This is a genomic window from Methylorubrum sp. Q1, assembly GCF_004683995.1.
In the GTDB taxonomy this organism is placed as follows: Bacteria; Pseudomonadota; Alphaproteobacteria; order Rhizobiales; family Beijerinckiaceae; genus Methylobacterium.
This window is the reverse complement of record NZ_SRHQ01000044.1, coordinates 1-18,213: the sequence shown is the minus strand read 5'-3', so window position 1 is coordinate 18,213 and position 18,213 is coordinate 1. Positions and strand designations below refer to the sequence as shown.

Here is an 18,213-nt window from a genome sequence, read left to right as displayed (position 1 = left end):
ACGCAGCTCATCAACGCGCTTCGTGGCCGCTTGGCCGAGTTCGGCGTCGTCGCTCCGAAGGGGCCGGCGAACCTCAAGGTGCTGGCGAGGTCGGCGACTTGCCTGGCGCGGTGCGCGCGATGGGGGCGGTCCATCTCGACCAGATCGCGAGGCTGACGGAGGTGATCGAGCGGCTGGCGGATGAACTGGAGACGGCCTCGCGGACGGACACCGATCTACGACGCCTGTGCACCACACCGGGGATCGGGCCGGTGACCGCGGGGGCCGTGGCTGCCTTCGCTCCGGATCTCGACACGTTCGACAGCGGACGCAACTTCGCCGCTTGGCTCGGCCTCGTCCCACGGCAGCGATCCACGGGCGGCAAGGCCAAGCTCGGTTCCGTCAGCAAGATGGGCCAGACCGATATCCGACGGCTGCGCATCGTCGGGGCCATGAGCGTGATCCGCTGGGTGGTTCGCAAGGGCGGGAGCGCGAACCGCTGGCGCGCGACCCTCGTGGCGCGCAAACCGAAGATGGTCGCGGCGGTCGCGCTGGCCAACGAAATGGCGCGGATGATCTGGGCCGTGACGACGAGGCAGGAAGATTACCGGATGGCGTGACCCGAGCCCCGCAACAGGGCGAAGGCACACCATGGCCGCAAGGCCGGGGCGAGCGACGAGGAGTAGGCGACACGGACTTCGAAGTTCAAGGCAGGGACATTCAGACCCGGCGCTCGAGCGCTTGCAGCTCTCCGAACCGATGGGAACCCAGCCTTCCGCACAGCATACCGGCCCGTGGCGTCATCGAAGGCCACATTGTGAGGCCTGACACACGTCCGATCGAAGACCCCGCCGAAACATCGCAGATCAAGCTTGCCAAACAGGGGGCATCCACACACGCAAGCCCGCCGACACCGCCGATGTTCTCTATCGGTTCGCTTGGCGCGGTTCTGTGCCCGTCCTATGTCGGCACCCCAAGTTGCGGACGCGGCCATCAGACAGCATCGCGCACCGCTTGGCAGCCTTCGCAGTCCTGGTCCGGGTTCGCGATCGGCGCATGTCGCGCGAACCCACGCCTGGTTCAGACCGCTTCCGCCGGCCCATCAACGACTGCGAGCGCTACGCCAGCACCCTGGCCGACCTGCACCTCGTCGCTTTCGTCCGGCTGAGGCTCAAGAAGGCCGATCGACTCACTACAGGTTCACGGCAGTCTTTCGAGCAGGATTTATTCGGCTATTTTCCTGTGTATCAAATGCCGATCCGTCGCAGACAATTACCATCAGATATGTAAAAATAATTATTACAAGGTTATTGGGCAAATGTCCAATCATAGATCCATCGATAGATAGACTTTCGGCGCCTGCCGATATTTTTTTGAGTATTATCTCGATGGGACAAAAATTTGCAATTGAATCGTTGCATTCTTGCACGCCATCGGAAATCCGTAGCGATTTGGCTACTCAACTTCTGATGTTAAACCATTGTTAAGAATGCGGGGCTTGAATTGGGACGCGAACGGGCTGTCGAGTCAGGCAATGACAAGATTTCGTCTACGAATCCAAGGCCAAAAAGCGCATAATTTCCAATTAATACCCACGGCTGCGCGCCGACTATTGTTATCAGCTCTCTCGTCGTCGAGCCTCTCAGCTCTCCTTTACGCGCCTGGTGCTCAGGCGCAATCGGCAAATCTCATCAATGTCTGCGCCGGACTTGGTGTTCAGTTGCCTCATCTTGTGGCGCCGACGCCGGTCACATCATCGTTCCCTCTGGTGAGCGGATTAACATCAACACTCACAGGCCTGGTTGGCGACATCAGCCAAGGAATCGTCGCGCCTCTCTCAGACATCACCTTGCGCGTGGGTGTTCTCGACGCAAACGGTCATCTCGTCAGTGTGAACAGCCCGGGCAACTGCAATCTCAGCGCCTCAAGTCTGACCCTCGATGCGAGCAAGGGCTTGTCGATCGGCGGAGGTCACATCACCGGCCTCGGCAGCCCTACCGAAGCGGCCGCGAGCGCGGGTGACGTCTCGTCCATTGCCCTCGGCAATGGTGCCGTCACCGCGGTGGGCAAGGTCAACGCGCTCTCGCTGGGCTCGAGTGCGAGTGCAGCGGCCAATCAGGCGCTCGCCCTCGGCCTGCGCAGCAGCGTCGTCGCCGACGACGGCATCGCGCTCGGCGCGAGAAGTACGGCCAGCGCGTCCGGTGCCGTTGCCCTCGGAAGCGGATCAGTCGCCACGCGGTCGGGGCTTGCCGGCGCCATCGAGAACTTCAGCGGCGCGGGCGTCGCCTCGACCCAAGGCGCGGTGTCGGTCGGCGATGCGGGCGCCGAGCGGCAAATCGTTAACGTGGCCGGCGGAACCAGGCCTACCGATGCCGTCAACCTTCGTCAGCTCTCGGCCGCCGGAAACAACCTCGCTAGCGGCCTCGGAGGCGGCGCCAGGTTCGATGCCACCACCGGCCTGTTTACGGCCCCAAGCTTCGCCGTTCAGGGCAGCACCTATCGGGACGTCGGCGGGGCTCTCGGGGCTCTCGATCTTCGCCTCACGAGCAACACGACGGCGCTGACATCCACGGCTGCCGGCCTTCAGACCCTGCAGGATCAGGTCGCGAGCCTGCCCGATCATGTCCAGCAGAATGCCGTCTCCCGCACGCTGACGATCGGGAAGGGGACGGACGGAGCCGTGATCAGCATCGCCGGATCCGCCGGTGACCGTCGGCTGAGCGGCGTGGGTGCCGCGGTCGACAGCAATGACGCGGTCAATCTCGGCCAATTGCGCGGCTCCGGCCAATCACTCGCAGCCTCGTTGGGCGGCGGGGCCGGCTTCGACGCCGCCACGGGCTCCTATCAAGCCCCGAGCTACAGTGTCGGCGGCAACTCATATGCTTCGGTTGGAGGCGCCCTCGGCGCTCTCGACACGCTCTCGGTGCAGTATCTCTGGCAGCAGCGGCGCGGCAACGAACGCGATCGATCTCAGCAAGGGCGGCGCACTGGGGGCCGTCGGCATCCGTGGCCTGTCACCGGGATTGATCGCGGGCAGCTCGACGGACGCCGTCAACGGCGCACAGCTCTACAGCACCAATCAACAGGTCGCGTCGAACACGACCGGACTCGCCAACCTGCACAGCCTGGTCGCCGGTGGGGCGCTCGGTCTTGTCGGCCAGGATCCGACCAGCCGCACCCTGACCGTGGGGGCGCTCACGGATGGGACACGCGTGAGCCTCGCCGGCACCCTCGGTGCCCGTCAGCTCGGCGGCGTCGCAGCGGGCGCGGTGACGGCGAGTTCGACCGAAGCGGTGAACGGATCGCAACTCCATGCCGTGAACCAGGCGGTCGCCGGCAACACCTCGGCGATTACAGTTGTGCAGGGCCAGCTGACGTCCACAGCCAGCAGCCTCACAGCCTCACTGAGCAGTTTGCAGGGGCAGGTCGGCTCGACCGCAGCCTCCCTCACCAGCGCGGCGGGCGACCTCGCGGGCCTTCGCTCCGCCGTTCAGAACGGGGGGATCGGTCTGATCCGGCAGGACGCGATCAGCCGCGACCTCTCCGTCGGCGGTAGCACCGACGGATACCGGATCAGCCTTGCCGGCCTCGCTGGTCCGCGACAGGTCACGGGCGTTGCCGCCGGCAGCCTCGCCACCGGTTCGGCCGATGCCGTCAACGGTGGCCAGCTTGCTGCGACGAACCAGATCGTCGCGAGCAACACCGCCGCTCTCGCCGGCCTCCGAGGCCAGGTCGGCGCCCACGCCGATGAGATCGCCAGCAACACCGCGGGCCTGATCACGGTCCAGGGACAGGCGGCCGCGAACACAAGCGGCCTTGCCAGCACCGCGGGCAGTCTGGTCAGCCTGCAGATGGGGCTGGCCAACGGCACCATCGGCCTCGTCCGGCAGAGCGGGAACGCCAGCCCCATCACGATCGGCGACGATACGGGCGGCAGCCTCGTCAGCCTCGCGAGCCGCAATGCGGACCGACGGGTGACGGGCGTGGCGGCTGCGACCGGCGCCAACGACGCGGTCAATCTCGCCCAGCTTAACACCATCGTCGCGGGCATCGGCGGCGGTTCGACGGTGGTCGCCAGCAACAACCTCTCGGGCCGCGCCCTGCCGCTCGCGACCGGCAGCGACGGGCTCAGTCTCGGGTACGGCTCACAGGTCACGGGCGCGCGCAGCGTCGCGCTCGGCGCAGGCTCCGTGGCGGATCAGGCAGACACGGTCTCCGTCGGAGCGGCCGGTGCGACGCGCCGCATCGTCAACGTGGGTGACGCGACACTCTCGACCGCATCGACGGATGCGGTGACGGGGCGGCAGTTGCACGCCACGAACGAGGCTCTTGGCGCCGCGAACGGTCGCATCGCGGGTGTGCAGGGCGGCCTCACCAGCCTCGGCAACAGCTTGGGGGGAGGTGCCGCCTTCGATGCGGGTACCGGAACGTTCACGGGCCCGGCCTTCACGGTCGGAGGGGCGGGTTTCGGCACGGTGGCGGGCGCTATCGGCGCGCTGGACCTTCGCGCCGGCCTCAACGCCGCTGACATTGCCGCTCTGCAGACCGTGAGCCAGGGCACCCGCACGGCCGTCGCAAGTCTTCAGGGGCAGGTTGGCATGAACACGACGGCAATCACGGCCGCCGGAGCCAGCCTGACGAGCCTCCAGACCGGGCTGGCGAGCGGTACGATCGGCCTCGTGCAGCAGGATCCGGCAAGCCGTACCCTGAGCGTGGGCGCCACCACGAACGGCACGGTCGTGAGCCTGACTGGCAGCGCGGGTGATCGCCGCGTGACGGGGGTCGCCACCGGCCTCAACGCCAACGATGCCGTCAATGTGGGACAGCTCAGCGCGGCTCTGACCAACCTCAGCGTCGGCGGTGCTCCTGCCGTGGCCGTCAGCAACCCGGACGGCTTGCCCGCTGCCTCCGCCACCGGAGGCGGCGCGACCGCCCTCGGGTACGGCGCATCGGCGCGCGCGACCCGCTCGGTTGCCATCGGCACCGGATCGGTTGCGACCCAGGCCGACACGGTCTCGGTCGGCAGCGTAGGGGCTGAGCGGCGCGTCGTGAACGTGGCCGGCGGCAGGGTGGCCGCCGGTTCGACCGATGCGGTCAATGGCGGGCAGCTCGACAGCACGAATCGGCAGGTTGACTCGCTCTCGACGTCGCTAACGTCCCTGCGCGGCAGCTTGGACGATGGCAGCATCGGCCTCGTTCAGCAGAACCCTGCCAGCGGCCCTATCACCGTGGCAGGAAGCACAGGTGGCACCGTCGTCGATCTGACCGGCACACAGGGCAGCCGCAAGCTGACCGGCCTGGCTTCCGGCACCAGCGGCAGCGATGCGGTCAACTTGGCACAGTTGAACGCAGCGATGACCAGTGTCGGCGCGCGCATCACCGATCTGCCGCTGGCCACGAGCAACCCGGCCGGTCTGACAGCGCCGTCCGTGACGGGCGCCGACGCGCTAGCCCTTGGGCATGGCGCTACGGCAATGGCGGCGCGTGCCATCGCAATCGGCAATGGTTCGATCGCGGATCAGGCCGATACGCTCTCGGTCGGGCGTGTCGGGGCCGAGCGGCGCATCGTTAACGTCGCCGCAGGCGGCCTGAACGGCGGTTCGACTGAGGCCGTCAACGGTGGGCAGCTCTTTGCAGCCAACAGCCAGATGGCGGCCCTGCTAGGCGGGGGGGCGCGCTTCGATGCCGTCGGAGGCTGGACCGCGCCGAGCTACAGCATCCGCGGCAGTACATACGCTGACGTCGGCAGCGCGCTGAGCGCCGTCGACACGGCTCTGGCCCGCAATGCCACAGACATCCGCGCGGTGACGCAGCAGGTCGCCGCCCTGCAGGTCGGTTCGACCGGAGGACCGATCGCCCTGCAGCCCACGGGCACGGCCGGCACCGTCACGGTCGCGGCACAGGCCGGGGGCACGGTCGTCAATCTGTCCGGCCTGGAGGGACTGCGCCAAGTCAGTGGCGTCGCCGCCGGCAAGACGGCCGGCGATGCCGTCAATCTCGGCCAGCTCAACACCACCGCTCAGGCCATCGACGCGAAGATACAAGACTTCCCGGTGCGGGCCAACAACACCAGCAGTGCTGCCAAGCCGGTCGCTTCGGGGTCCGACGCCTATGCCAGCGGCTACGGCGCTACGGCCACAGGACGTGCCAGCGTCGCCGTGGGGTCCATGACGACTTCGCTGGGGGGTGGTACGACCAGCATCGGCTACGACAGCACGGCCATAGGGGACCGGACCACAGCGGTCGGCGCCAGCAGCATCGCGAGCGGCGTCGATAGCACAGCCTATGGGCAAGGGAGCCAAGCGATGGCTGCCGCGACGACGGCGATCGGCACGGGCTCCCAGGCGACCTGGGACGGATCGACCGCCATCGGTTACGGCGCACGGGCCATCGCCGACCCGACCACCGCCGTCGGCTTCAGCACGCTCGCGAGTGGGAACGAGGCCTCGGCCTTCGGCGCCTTTGCCGCCGCCACCGGCGAAAATAGTACGGCGATCGGCCGCTCGGCCTACGCTGGCGGCGCGGGTGCCACCGTCCTCGGTGTCAGCGCCAGCGCCGAGGGCATCGACGCGGTGGCTCTGGGACGGGGTGCCGCGGCGAAGCAGGACAACGCCGTCGCCATCGGCGCCGGCGTGACGACGATGCGCGCCAACCAGATCGCCATCGGCTCCCAACGCAGCAGCTACACCTTGGCAGGCGTCGGCTCAGCCCAAAGCCGGGCGGCGCAGACCGGCCCCACCACATTCGTGACGGCGGATGCCTCCGGCAACTTGGCCACCTCCGGCTACGGGCCGGGTCAGATCGCCGGACTGGCGACCCAAGTCGAAAATCTGGGAGCGCAGATCAGCGGCCTCGGCCAATACGCCACGGCGACACGGCGCGAGGCACGCCAGGGCGTCGCGGCAGCCATGGCCATGACGTCAGCCTCAATGCCTTCACAGCCCGGCCGCACCAGCTGGACGGTCAATGGCGCAACGTTCCGAGGAGAGTGGGCCGGTGGCATCGGTGTCGCGCATCGGCTCGACACCGTAATCCCGATCGCGGTGACGGCCGGATACAGTTACAGCCAAGCCAATCAGCAAGGTTTGCGCGCCGGTATGGCGGGTGAGTTCTGAAGATCGAGGCCGGCCGTCGCCAAGCCTGCGATTCCACCGACCAGCCGCCGCGTTCACCGTTTCGTGTTCAGCTGGCGTGCCCAGCTACCCGTAGGGCCCATGAAACAGGTCGCCCAGCGCCCGCCGCCGAAACAGCGTCAGCCACCGCTGATGCTCGGGCCGGTCGTGGACCATGCCGCAGCGCTGGCAGAACGCCGCGAGGTTGGTCGGGGCGTTGTCGGCCGTCTCGTGGTTCCAATGCGCCGTGGCGAGCACCACCCGGGTCGTCCGAGCCGTCCCGAGCACATCGTCAGCGCCGACCACGAGGCCGATGATCTTCCCCGCTCCATCGCGCCAAGAGATCGCCTCATCATCCCACCAGCGCCCGTCGCCGCGATGGACCACCGTTCGCCCTTGCGGCCGCCCGCATCCCTCGCACCGGCCCTTGGCGCGGCCGAAGCGGATCACCACCGAGAGCTGCGGCCAGTCGATCGGGTAGAAGAAGCGGTGCTCGCGCCGGATCGGCATGGCAGGGCATCGAGGCCAATGACTACGCTTCTGCGTAGGCGACCAACGGCATCTCGTCATCCGATCAGGTGTTCGCCGAAATCTCCGTCTGCATTTCGGCACGAGGGGCGCGGATGAGGCGAGGCATTCGCACCCCGGACCGGCCGGAGATCACCGCCGACACGCCGCTGTCGCTCGATGTGGCTGCGCGCATCGCCTTTCCCTGACGGATGGTTGCCGGCGCTCGCCCCGCGCCGCCGGATCACGAGCGTGCGTCCGTCTCAACGAGCGTGGTTCCCGTCTCACGCAACCCGCGCCCGCCGCACCCGGCCGTCTCAGGCATCGTGCGCCCAAAACGCCCTTCTATTGCGCGTCCGGGCAAGCAGCATTGCAGGCCGCTACACTTATCAGTCCCTGCTCGGCTGATGGTCATTCGGAGGAAGGGACTGCCGGCCTGTCGCACCTGGGCCAGGGCGCGGTCAGCCGAGGGAAGTCCCTGAACGGTCGCGAGCGTCTCCGCGGGAAGCATCGTCGTCCGGAACACCCGGAACTCCGGCGAGGCCATCATCGCCTGCATGTTCTTGGCGCGCTCGGTGGCGTGCTTCACCTGCTCGACCCACTTCGCATCACCGGCGTGCTCCTTCACGCGGAGCATGTCGAGTTCGATGTCATTCAGCGCGAACGCCAGAAGCCCGTCGTAGGGACCGACCCTCGAAATTCCCATGCCGAGATCGTCCGCTCCCCGCTTGCGCGCTTGGCGAGTCCCTCGTGCCGCGAACGGAGGGCGCCGCGTTCGCTCGTGATGCCCTCGGGAGGCGGATGAGACGCCCCCGAGCCTTCCGTCCTTGGTGTCTCTCACAAAACTCCCGCCGCGCTGTCATCGCCAGAGCGAGAACGGTCAGAGACCGGGAGTTTTGCGAGGCACTCTTACGCAGCCCGGGTCAGAACCCGATCATCCGGATCGCTAGGGCTGCCGCGGCGGCACCCACCAGGGGCGCGGCGAGGGGGATCAGGGCGTATCCCCAGTCCGAGCCGCCCTTTCCGGCGATCGGCAGGAGCGCGTGGGCGCAGCGGGGGCCGAAATCGCGGGCGGGGTTGATGCCGTAGCCCGTGGTGCCGCCGAGGGAGAGGCCGATGCCCCAGATCACCATGCCGACGAGATAGGGCGCAAGCCCCGTCGGAATGCTGCCCGCGTTGCCCACCGCCTTCGACAGCAGGGCGCCGACGATGAGGACGAGCATGAAGGTTCCGATGATCTCGGAGAGCCAGTTGGCGCCGGGCTTCCGGATCGCCGGCGCGGTGCAGAAGCAGGCGAGCTTCAGGCCCTGGTCCTCGGTCGCGCCCCAATGCGGCAGGTAGTGCAGCCAGACCACCGCGGCACCGAGGAACGCACCGATCATCTGGGCCGGGACGTAGACCGGGAGCTTGCTCCAGTCGCCCGAGTTGATCGCGGCGGCCAGCGTCACCGCCGGGTTGATGTGGGCGTCGCCGCTGCCCGTGGCGGTGGCCACGAAGATCGCGCCGAGCACCGCGAAGGCCCACCCGGCGGTGATCGCGACCCAGCCGCTCCCCTCCGCCTTCGATCCCCGGAGCAGCGTGCCGGCCACGACGCCGTTGCCCATGATGATCAGGACCATCGTCCCGAGAAGTTCACCCAGAAATGGCGACGTCATGCTGTCCTCCCCCCATTCGATCGTTGTTTCGTGTCGTCCCAGCCGCGTCCGTTCCCGCTTCCCCCCGGGCGTAGGAGAGGCGCAGGCCGGCGCGTTCGCCGGGAGGCTTGTCCCCCGGCGTCCGTGTCGATGAGCGGTGATGGCGGGTCCGGCGGGCCGGTCAGATCTCGCCGCGGCTCATCCGTCCGGCGATGTGGTCGGCCTGGCGCAGGGCGAGGGCGACGATGGTCAGCGTGGGGTTCTCCGCCGCGCCGGTCGTGAATTGCGAGCCGTCCGAGACGAACAGATTCGCCACATCGTGGGCTTGGCCGAAGCGGTTGACGACGCCGTCGCGCGCCTTCTCGCTCATCCGGTTGGTGCCGAGATTATGAGTCGAAGGATAGGGCGGGGTTTGGATGGTCCGGACCGCGCCCACCGCGTCGTAGATCGCGCTGCCCTGCCGGTAGGCGTGGTTGCGCATGGCCTTGTCATTCGGGTGATCGTCGTAACGGACCGAGGCGACCGGCATGCCGAAGGCGTCCTTGTCCTCGGCGAGGGTGATCCGGTTCTCCGCCCGGGGCATGTCTTCGCCGACGATCCAGAGGCCGGCCGTGTTGCGGTAGTTGTCGAGGGCACTCGCGAAGTCGCGGCCCCATTTCGACGGGTCGAGGAAGGCCGCCATGAAGGGCAGGCCGAGGGAGATCGTCTCGAACTCGTAGCCGCCGACAAAGCCCCGGCTCGGGTCGTGCCGGGCCTCGTCGCGCACGATCCCGGCCATGGTGGTGCCGCGATGCATGTTCACCGGCTTGTCGAAGATGCCGTAGACCGAGCCTGTGGTGTGGCGCATGTAGTTGCGCCCGACCTGGCCGGAGGAATTGGCCAGCCCGTCCGGGAACCGGGCCGAGTGCGAGTTCAGCAGCAGGCGCGGGCTCTCGAGGGAGTTGCCGGCCACTGCGACCGCGCGCGCCTTCTGGCGGTGTTCGACGCCCTGCTTGTCGGCGTAGACGACGCCCGAGACCTTGCCGGCGGCGTTGTGCTCGATCCTCAGAACCTGGCAGCCCGACCGAACTTCGAGCCGGCCGGTCGCCTCGCCCTTCGGGATCTCGGCGATGAGGGTTGACCATTTCGCGCCGGACTTGCAGCCCTGGAAGCAGAACCCGATCTGCATGCAGGAGGCGCGCTCGTCGCGCGGCTCGGAATTGATCGCCATCCGGCCGGTGCTGACCTCCTTGTAGCCGATCTTGCGCGCACCGGCCTCCATGACCTTGAAGTTGTTGTTGCCCGGCAGGCCGGGGATGCCGTTGGTGCGCGTCACGCCCATCCTGTCCTCGGCCATGGCGTACCAGGGCTCCATCTCGGACAGATCGATCGGCCAATCGAGCAGGGTGGCGCCCGCCACGTCGCCGTAATGCGTGCGCGTCTTGAACTCATGGGCCTGGAAGCGCAGGGAGGCGCCCGCCCAGTGCACCGTCGAGCCACCGACCGCCTTCACGATCCAGGCCGGCAGATTCGGGAAATCCTCGGCGACCTGCCAGGAACCCGTGGCAAAGCGCTTGTCCTTCCAGGCGAGCTGGGAGAACGAATCCCACTCGTCGTTGAGGAAATCGAAGGTCTCGTGCCGGTCGCCGGCTTCCAGGATAACGGTGTCGATGCCCTTGAGGGCGAGCTGCGTGCCGAGGGTTCCGCCGCCGGCACCCGAGCCGACGATGACGAACACCGAGCCGTCGTTGAGATCGTAAGGGGCTGACATGGTTTCCTCCTGCTCCGCGCCGGCCCGACCCCGTCTTCATGCGGGATCGTCGGTCCGGGCGGCGAACACGTGCGCGTCGGCGCGGGGCGCCGGGTTCGGGTCAGAGCCAGTTAATGTCGTCGAAGCCGCGATGCAGGTAGCCGCCCTTGTCGAACGAGGCACCCTCGTAGCCGAAGATCGGCCACAGCTCCTTCTGGTTGTAGAGGCCGACGATGAGGTTGGAGCGCACCTTCTGGAAGAAGGGAGTCGGCTCGATCGCCTTGAGCAGGGCGTCCCGGTCCGCCTCTCGCTCGATCTTGGCGTAGGGCACGCGATGGCGGGCAGCGGCCTCCCTGTCGAGGGCGGCCATCCCGTCCTCGAGGAGGTCGAGTTCCACCGGGGCGGCGCGCGCCGCCTCGTCGAGGATCCGGACCGCGGCGGCATAGAACCGGTCGGCGACGCGAGCGTGAGGGTAGCAGTCGCGTGACATCTGGACGAGGGACGCCAACGTCTCGGGCTTCGTCGCCTTCGGCATCTGCGCCCAGGCCCTCCCGGTCACGAGCCCATCCGGCATGATCGCCACGGCCAGCAGCGTGGAACCGGCCGCCCCCAGGAACACGCGGCGGGATAGGCGCGCGGGCTCCTTGTCCTGCATCCTCATTCGCTTCCTCCCTCGTTCGTTCGTTCCGTGTCGTGCAGTCGCGTGGCGGGCCGGCGCCGTCCTTCGAAAGAGGACGCGCGCGGACGAGGCGCTCGCTTACTGTTTCTGCATCATCTTTTTCCCGAAAGTCGGCAGCGACCCTTCGGGATGATGCTCTAGGCGAAGCGCCATCCGCGTTCGAGGACCTCGATCTTGTAGCCGTCCGGATCCTCGATGAAGAAGAACCGCGCGGTTCCGCCGCTCGGATGGCGCAGGGACTTGATGTCCTTCGGCCCGAGGCCGGCCTCGCCCATGCGCCGGTGCGCCGCCTCGAGATCGGCGACCGAGACGGCGAGATGCCCGTAGCCGCTCCCGAGATGGTAGGCCCCGTCCTGGCCCTTGTTGACCGTCAGTTCCAGCTCGAAGCCGGATTGAGCGTTCGACATGTAGATCAGCGTGAAGCTCTCGAAGTCCAGCCGATCGGCAATGTCGAGGGAGAAAGCCGTTTTATAGAAAGCCACGGATGCCGCCTCGTCGCGGACACGGATCATCGAATGGATGAGCTTGGGAACGTCGTTCATGGGCTTTCCTCACCGCGGCGACCCGAACCTGCCACCGCCAACCACCATGACACACTAGAACTTCTCCAGAACGACGCGGTAGTAGCATGATACTGCATCGTGGCTTGCTGCGCTCCGGGGCCGAATCCCGGTATTTTGCAAGGTAAGCCGAGACCCCGGAAAACGAGACCGCCCCCATATGTCGTATTGTGTCCACGCATTCGGGAGCGGGACGGGCTCGCGGAAGGGCTCGCGACTGTCGCGGCAGGGCTGCCGGGGCGAAGCGCGGCTCGGCTGGACCAGAACGCTGTCGTCCGGCGCGAGCACGGTGCGCGCGAGCGTCTCGTCCAGCGCAAGCGCAGCCGGATGGAGAATATAGAATCAATAACGGCTCGGGTAGTATGATGTTACCACAGTCTAAAATTGAGAGCTTTGCTGAAAAACATCGGTAACCCGCAATATTTATCTGGACTGAATCCCCAAAATCGTAGATGGCAGGCGAGAGCCTCGCCGGTCTGCTGAGCCACCGGGCCATCGGGCTCCTCGCCTGCCGCGTCGCATGCGTGCGGCGAAAGACCAGCGTCGTCCGGCACCACGGAACGCCACCGTCCCCGGACCTCGACGAACTAGCAAGACCAGCAAGGGAGAGAACAATGGCAAAATGGGTCTTCGCGTCGCCCTCGCGCTACGTCCAGGGCGCCGGCATGATCGCCCATCTCGGCGAGCATCTGTCGGCCCTCGGCCGGAACGCCTTCATCCTGGCCGACGACACCGCCTGGGGCATCGTCGGGCGCGACGCCGAGGCGGCGATGCAGGACAAGCTCACCTTCCGCCGCGAGGCGTTCGGGGGCGAGGCTTCGAACGCCGAGATCCGCCGCATGGCGGGCCTGGCGCGCGAGGCGGGCGCCGAGGTGATCGTCGGCATGGGTGGCGGCAAGGCGATGGATACCGCCAAGGCCACCGCCGACGACCTCGGCCTGCCCGTGGCCATCGTCCCCACCATCGCCTCGACGGACGCACCTTGCAGCGCGCTGTCGGTGATCTATTCGCCGGACGGCGTGTTCGAGACCTACCGGTTCTATTCCAAGAACCCGGATCTCGTCCTCGTGGACACGGCCGTCTGCGCCAGGGCGCCGGTGCGGCTGTTCGCGTCGGGCATCGCCGACGGACTGGCCACGAACGTCGAGGCCAAGGCCACGTGGCGCAACCGCGCGCGCACGATGGCGGGGGGCGCACAGACCATCGCCGGCGGCGCCATCGCGCAGGTCTGCGAGGACACGCTCTTCGCCCACGGCTTGAGCGCCTACCGGGCTGTCGAGAAGGGCCTCGTAACTCCGGCGGTAGAGGCGGTGGTGGAGGCGGCCACGCTCCTGTCCGGCCTCGGCTTCGAGAACGGCGGGCTGGCGGCCGCCCACGCGATCCACAACGGCTTCACGGCGCTCGAGGGCGACATCCATCACCTCACCCACGGTGAGAAGGTCGCCTACGGCATTCTCGTCCAGCTCGTGCTCGACCAGCAGCCGATCGCGGAGTTCGAGCGCTTCGTGCGCCTCTTCCGCGCGATCCGGATGCCGGTATCGCTGCGGGAACTGCATATCGAGGGCGTCTCGCGCCGCGATCTCGTTAAGGTGGGCGAACTCGCCAACAGCCCGAACGACACCCTGCAGAACCTATCGCCGCACTTCACCGACGACGCTATCGCCGACGCCATACTGGCCACGGATCTCCTGGCGGCGGGCGTCTCGGCGGCCTGACCGGGCGCATCGATCCCCGCCCCGCGGAGCCTGCCTCGCCGCCCCGGCGCAGGCGGGCCTTCCGATTGAGCGAGGACCTTCAAGCCGCCCCTGTGAGACGTGAGACAGATTTCGCGTCTCCAGTCTCACGGTCGGGACTTTCCGTCGACCGACTAACCCGCCCTGCGCCGGGATTTATCCACATCGCTGCGAAGTCGCGGAGCAGGTCGGCCTTCGCCGGTCCTTCCGCCTCATCGCGGCGCGGGGTCCGAGAGAAGCTAAACCCGTATATCGAGGCACTAATCTGGATTCCGCATGACATACAGGCCGTGATTCTCCCGCTTCCCGGCGCCCGTCGCCGGAACCGCAATTGATCCGGCGCCCGGACCTCTCCTACTCTGCCTCATCGGATCCGGGACGAACGCGATGTGTGGACTGTTCTCAAATCTGCCCTCGACCCAGTACGACGGAGAAACGCGCTCGGTCCGCCTGGGCGGGCATTCGACCTCGATCCGGCTGGAGACGATGTTCTGGCGCGTGCTGGAGGACCTCGCGGCGTCCCAGGACGTCTCGCTCCCGCGCTTCCTCACGGTCCTGTACGACGAGGTGCTCGATCGCCACGGTGAAGCGCGCAACTTCACCTCCCTGCTGCGGTGCGCCTGCCTCACGCATCTGGAACTGCAGGCGACGGGGGGGACTGTCTCCTGGCAATCGCGCGCCTGTGCCAATTCCCAGGACGCTCCCCGCTTCGGCCTGCGCCACGGTCGCCCACGCGAGGCCAAAATCGCCTAACGCGGCCGGACCCGCATGATCCCTGCGCCCTGTAGCGGGCTCGATGCAAGAAGGAGGGGAGCGGGCGACCCGGATCATGCGTGGTCTCCTCGACGAGGATGTCCAGGCACCGCGCCGCCAGCCGGCCGATCAGCACGATCAGTCTCGCTCTCCGGTCCGAAGGCAGGTCGGACCAGGACGGGGCTCGCGAGGGGATCGTGTCGGCCATTCCGGAGGGCCCTCCAGCCGACCACCGCGAGCAGCGCCTGCGCGCTCACGACCGGTCCGGTGATGGAATCAACCTCCTCTGCAGAGGTTCCAAGGATGTGGGACCCACAGGCCCTGGCCGTCCCGCCACAGCCCGTTGATCAAGTGCCCCTGCCGCCCGCGGAAGACGAAGGCCTGTCCCGAGAACGGATCCCGCGCGAGGTGATCCTGCACGAGGCTGGCCAGGCCGTCGAAGCCCTTGCGCATGTCGGTGCGGCCGGTCGCCAGCCAGACCCGGGAACCGGAGGGGACCGGGATCATCGTCCCAGGAGCGCCGCGATCACGCCCTGCAGGAGGGCGACCTCAGCGCCCGCCTCGGCGCGCCCCCGATGACCGCCGGCCAGCTCGATCTCGATGCCGCCGGGATGGAGCGGCTCGTCCCGGACGCTGGAGGGGGGAGCCGGCCATCGGTGCAGGCGCTCCGGCCCGCAGGGCACGGCGCCAGCGGAACAGCAGGCTCGCATGAAGCCCGTGCCGACGTGCCACCTCGGAAGCCGTCGTCGCCGGATCGTCCGCCTCGGCGAGGATCGCGCGCTTCCGCTCGGGCGACCAGGTCCGTCGCGTTCCCGCGACGACGATGTGAGGCGTGCTCCTCATAGGTCCAGACACAGCGCCGATACAGCGCCATCCCGCGCCATCACCTGTATCCAGACCCGAGCCCTATCCGCACAAGGCAGCCGTCACCGAGCGCTTACGGACGATGCCCGTGCAGCCGATTTCCACGGCGCGCTTCGCATCCTCGAGTGACATCACCCCCTTCAGGCAGAAATGCGCTTGTCGCGCTCCACGTTGCCGCTGGTGATGCTGTCGACGGTCAGCAGCATGACCTCGATGCTGTCCATCTTGGCACGGGCCATCATCTCCCGGTTCAGCCCACGGTTCTTGTGACAATAGAAATGGTAGACCTGCGGGCCGCTGCTGACCCGGCGCGCCTCCTCCGGGCTGACCGTGCCGAGCGACGAGACGCCGAACAATCGTCCCGTAAGGCAATCGGCGCCATCGCGCGGCGCGGCGCGTGAGCGTGCAGCCGGATCGGACGAACGGATTCGGCAAGAGCGGACACTCCGACTCGCTGAGCCGGCGGTCGGGATGCAGGGATCAGATCAAATGGCGCCTCGCGGTGTCTGTATCCCGAGCCGCTTGATCCGGCGGTAGAGTGTTGCCCGGCTGCAGCCGAGGTCTTTCGCCGTGTCCGGCACGCTCCAGCGATGTCGTTCCAGGACCACCCTCAGGTCCCGGGCCTCGTCCTCGTCACGGGCGTCCGATGGGCCCCTGGGCCGTGCAAGATCCTGCCGCCGGCATCCGGTACTGAGCGGGCCGATCTCCGTGGGAAGGTCGCGCAACGTCATGGTGCGGCCGTCCAGGACCGCCGATGCGTAGCGGAGGACGGCGATCAGTTCGCGGATATTGCCGGGCCAGGCATAGGCCTTGAACAGATCGCGGAGCGGCGCGTCGATCGATACGGCGTCCGGCTCGCAGCCCAGGAGCCCCGCCAGAATGGTCCGGGTCAGGGCTTCGATGTCCTGGCGGTCGCGGAGCGCGGGTAGGGCGAAGGCGGCACCGCAGAGGCGGTAATAGAGATCCTCGCGGAACTCGCCCGCGCGCATCATCGTCCGCAGATCGCGGTGCGAGGCCGCGATGACGTTGAGGGAGACCCGGATCGGATCGTCGGCGCCGAGGGGGAGCACCTCGTTCTCCGCGATGACCCGCAGGAGTCGGCTCTGCAGGAGCAGAGGCATGTCGCCGATCTCGTCGAGGAACAGGGTCCCGCCATCCGCCTTCTGGATCAGTCCCTTGCGCCCCTGGGACCGCGCCCCCGTGAAGGTACCGGGCGCGTAGCCGAACAGCTCGCTCTCGATCAGCGACTCGGGCAGCGATGCGCAGTTGATGGCCACGAACGGACGCGCGGCGCGCTGGCTGGCCTCGTGGAGCGCCCGGGCGAACACTTCCTTGCCCGCCCCCGTTTCGCCCTGGATGAGGATATGGATCGACCGGTCGACGAGGCGTACGGCGCGCCGCACCAAGTCTGAGAGCGTCGCGTCGTTGGCCCCCAGTGCGGCGAGCGGACTCGGCTTGGCCGGCCGGAGCACGGCGATGGATTTCAGGGGTGCCGCCACGCGCGGCATGAGAACCGACACATGGTAGGCGCGCCCGTCCCGATCGCGCAGGACCGGCCTGACCTGCTGCATCGTCGGTTTGAGGATGGCATTGAGGTCGTGGGCACCGAAATCGAGCACTTCGGTGAGCGGCAGGCCGAGCAGGCCGGCATCCTCCACGGCGTTCAGCCGGCGCCGGGCCGCATGGTCCGCCCCGATGACGACGCCATCCGCATCGCAGGCGAGCAGGGGGGCGGGCTGCACGTCGGAGAGCGGCGTCGAGTCGCCGAGCCGGACGATGAAGGCATCCGGGTGACGCCGCACGAAGTAGGCGTTCTCGATCATCTGACCGTGAAGGCGGGTGAGGCGCCGGACAAGATACTGGCTCTCGCGCTGCTCGGGTGAGGACACCGCGGAGACGTCGAGCGCTCCGAGAATCTCGCCGTCCGGACCGCGCAGCGGTGTCGCCGTGCAGCTCAGGCTGATGTTGCCGAGGTAGAAGTGATCGTCGCGGTGACAGGTCACGGTCTGGGCCTCGGCAAGGCAAGTGCCGATGCCGTTCGTCCCCGACAGCGCTTCTCCCCAGTTCGCGCCGACGGTGAGGCCAGCCCCGCGCAGGGACGCATCGAGGTCGCCGTTGCCGATATAGTCGATGGTCACGCCCTGCGCGTCGGCGATCAGCATGATGTAGCCGAGATCGGCGACGTGCCGGTAGAGCTGGCGCATGCCGGATTTCGCGACGTCGAGGAAATCTCCGATCGAGTCCCGACTGTGACGCAGGCGTTGCGCCGTTTCGATGCGGATGCGGGGTCTCAGGGCTGGGTCGAGGCCGTAATGGTTGGCGCAGCGCAGCCACGACTTCTGAATGAGCAGTTCGCCACGCTCGGCCGTCGGCGTCGGAACGCCCTGGCCGATGATCTTCAGAACCCTATCGACATGGGTTTGAGCATAGGCCACCGATACTGCTCCCTGCAATCACTTCCGATCAATAAACCTCCGGGACGCGTACTGGAAGAGATTGTGAAACCGATGAAAATTTTAATTAAAGCGCACTCGCTGGGAATGCCGACGAAGGAATGGCTTGAACCACGAACCGAGACAGCTTGGATGACGATTGATTCGCACTTGTCGTGACGGGATGGCATCCAAGATTTTTAACGGCGTCTCCATGGAAAAGGGACTAGC

Annotated in this window: 14 protein-coding genes and 2 pseudogenes; 6 read left to right on the top strand and 10 right to left on the bottom strand. The window is 67.4% G+C overall.

Annotation, left to right across the window (positions count from 1 at the left end):
- Positions 1-98: 98 nt before the first annotated feature.
- The 4 genes and pseudogenes from E4V01_RS24405 (at position 99) to E4V01_RS26620 (ending at position 7,094) form a co-directional block, all read left to right on the top strand.
- Positions 99-599, top strand: a complete 501-nt coding sequence (locus E4V01_RS24405; protein ID WP_245517692.1) for a transposase — start codon at positions 99-101, stop codon at positions 597-599.
- A 436-nt stretch (positions 600-1,035) separates the two neighbouring features.
- Positions 1,036-1,269, top strand: coding sequence for a hypothetical protein (locus E4V01_RS25930; protein ID WP_193763300.1), 234 nt, complete (start codon positions 1,036-1,038; stop codon positions 1,267-1,269).
- Positions 1,270-1,468: 199 nt separating this feature from the next.
- A pseudogene (locus tag E4V01_RS26785) lies at positions 1,469-2,752 on the top strand (hypothetical protein); the annotation flags it as partial.
- A 106-nt stretch (positions 2,753-2,858) separates the two neighbouring features.
- Positions 2,859-7,094, top strand: a complete 4,236-nt coding sequence (locus E4V01_RS26620; RefSeq protein ID WP_256371275.1) for an S-layer family protein — start codon at positions 2,859-2,861, stop codon at positions 7,092-7,094.
- A gap of 84 nt (positions 7,095-7,178) precedes the next feature.
- Here the strand turns inward: E4V01_RS26620 and E4V01_RS24385 are convergent, their stop codons facing one another.
- From E4V01_RS24385 to E4V01_RS24360, 6 genes are all read right to left on the bottom strand, one after another.
- On the bottom strand, positions 7,179-7,601 hold the full coding sequence (locus E4V01_RS24385) for a hypothetical protein (RefSeq protein WP_135300160.1): 423 nt from the start codon (positions 7,599-7,601) through the stop codon (positions 7,179-7,181).
- Positions 7,602-7,842: 241 nt separating this feature from the next.
- A complete protein-coding gene (locus tag E4V01_RS24380) occupies positions 7,843-8,304 on the bottom strand; it encodes a hypothetical protein (RefSeq protein WP_135300159.1) in 462 nt (153 codons plus the stop codon).
- Positions 8,305-8,521: 217 nt separating this feature from the next.
- On the bottom strand, positions 8,522-9,253 hold the full coding sequence (locus tag E4V01_RS24375; RefSeq protein ID WP_060768972.1) for an MIP/aquaporin family protein: 732 nt from the start codon (positions 9,251-9,253) through the stop codon (positions 8,522-8,524).
- A gap of 160 nt (positions 9,254-9,413) precedes the next feature.
- Complete coding sequence (locus tag E4V01_RS24370; protein ID WP_135300158.1) at positions 9,414-10,982, bottom strand: GMC family oxidoreductase; 1,569 nt, start codon at positions 10,980-10,982, stop codon at positions 9,414-9,416.
- 100 nt (positions 10,983-11,082) lie between these two features.
- Complete coding sequence (locus E4V01_RS24365; RefSeq protein ID WP_060768970.1) at positions 11,083-11,616, bottom strand: Twin-arginine translocation pathway signal; 534 nt, start codon at positions 11,614-11,616, stop codon at positions 11,083-11,085.
- Positions 11,617-11,777: 161 nt separating this feature from the next.
- Positions 11,778-12,182 carry a VOC family protein gene (locus E4V01_RS24360; RefSeq protein ID WP_135300157.1) on the bottom strand — a complete coding sequence of 135 codons (405 nt, stop codon included), beginning with the start codon at positions 12,180-12,182 and terminating at the stop codon, positions 11,778-11,780.
- A gap of 632 nt (positions 12,183-12,814) precedes the next feature.
- Between E4V01_RS24360 and E4V01_RS24355 the strand changes: the two genes are divergently transcribed.
- Positions 12,815-13,915: a glycerol dehydrogenase gene (locus E4V01_RS24355; RefSeq protein ID WP_135300156.1), complete on the top strand. Its 1,101-nt coding sequence runs from the start codon at positions 12,815-12,817 to the stop codon at positions 13,913-13,915.
- Positions 13,916-14,320: 405 nt separating this feature from the next.
- A complete protein-coding gene (locus E4V01_RS24350) occupies positions 14,321-14,686 on the top strand; it encodes a ribbon-helix-helix domain-containing protein (RefSeq protein ID WP_083530767.1) in 366 nt (121 codons plus the stop codon).
- Positions 14,687-14,962: 276 nt separating this feature from the next.
- Here E4V01_RS24350 and tnpB read toward each other — a convergent pair whose 3' ends face one another.
- From tnpB to E4V01_RS24330, 4 genes and pseudogenes are all read right to left on the bottom strand, one after another.
- Positions 14,963-15,193, bottom strand: a complete 231-nt coding sequence (tnpB, locus tag E4V01_RS24345) for an IS66 family insertion sequence element accessory protein TnpB (RefSeq protein WP_135300155.1) — start codon at positions 15,191-15,193, stop codon at positions 14,963-14,965.
- Between the two features lie 42 nt (positions 15,194-15,235).
- A complete protein-coding gene (locus E4V01_RS26780) occupies positions 15,236-15,529 on the bottom strand; it encodes a transposase (protein ID WP_135300154.1) in 294 nt (97 codons plus the stop codon).
- 173 nt (positions 15,530-15,702) lie between these two features.
- Positions 15,703-15,912: pseudogene (locus E4V01_RS24335) on the bottom strand (alpha-hydroxy-acid oxidizing protein); the annotation flags it as partial.
- Between the two features lie 123 nt (positions 15,913-16,035).
- Positions 16,036-17,985, bottom strand: a complete 1,950-nt coding sequence (locus tag E4V01_RS24330) for a sigma-54-dependent Fis family transcriptional regulator (RefSeq protein ID WP_135300153.1) — start codon at positions 17,983-17,985, stop codon at positions 16,036-16,038.
- Between the last annotated feature and the right edge of the window lie 228 nt (positions 17,986-18,213).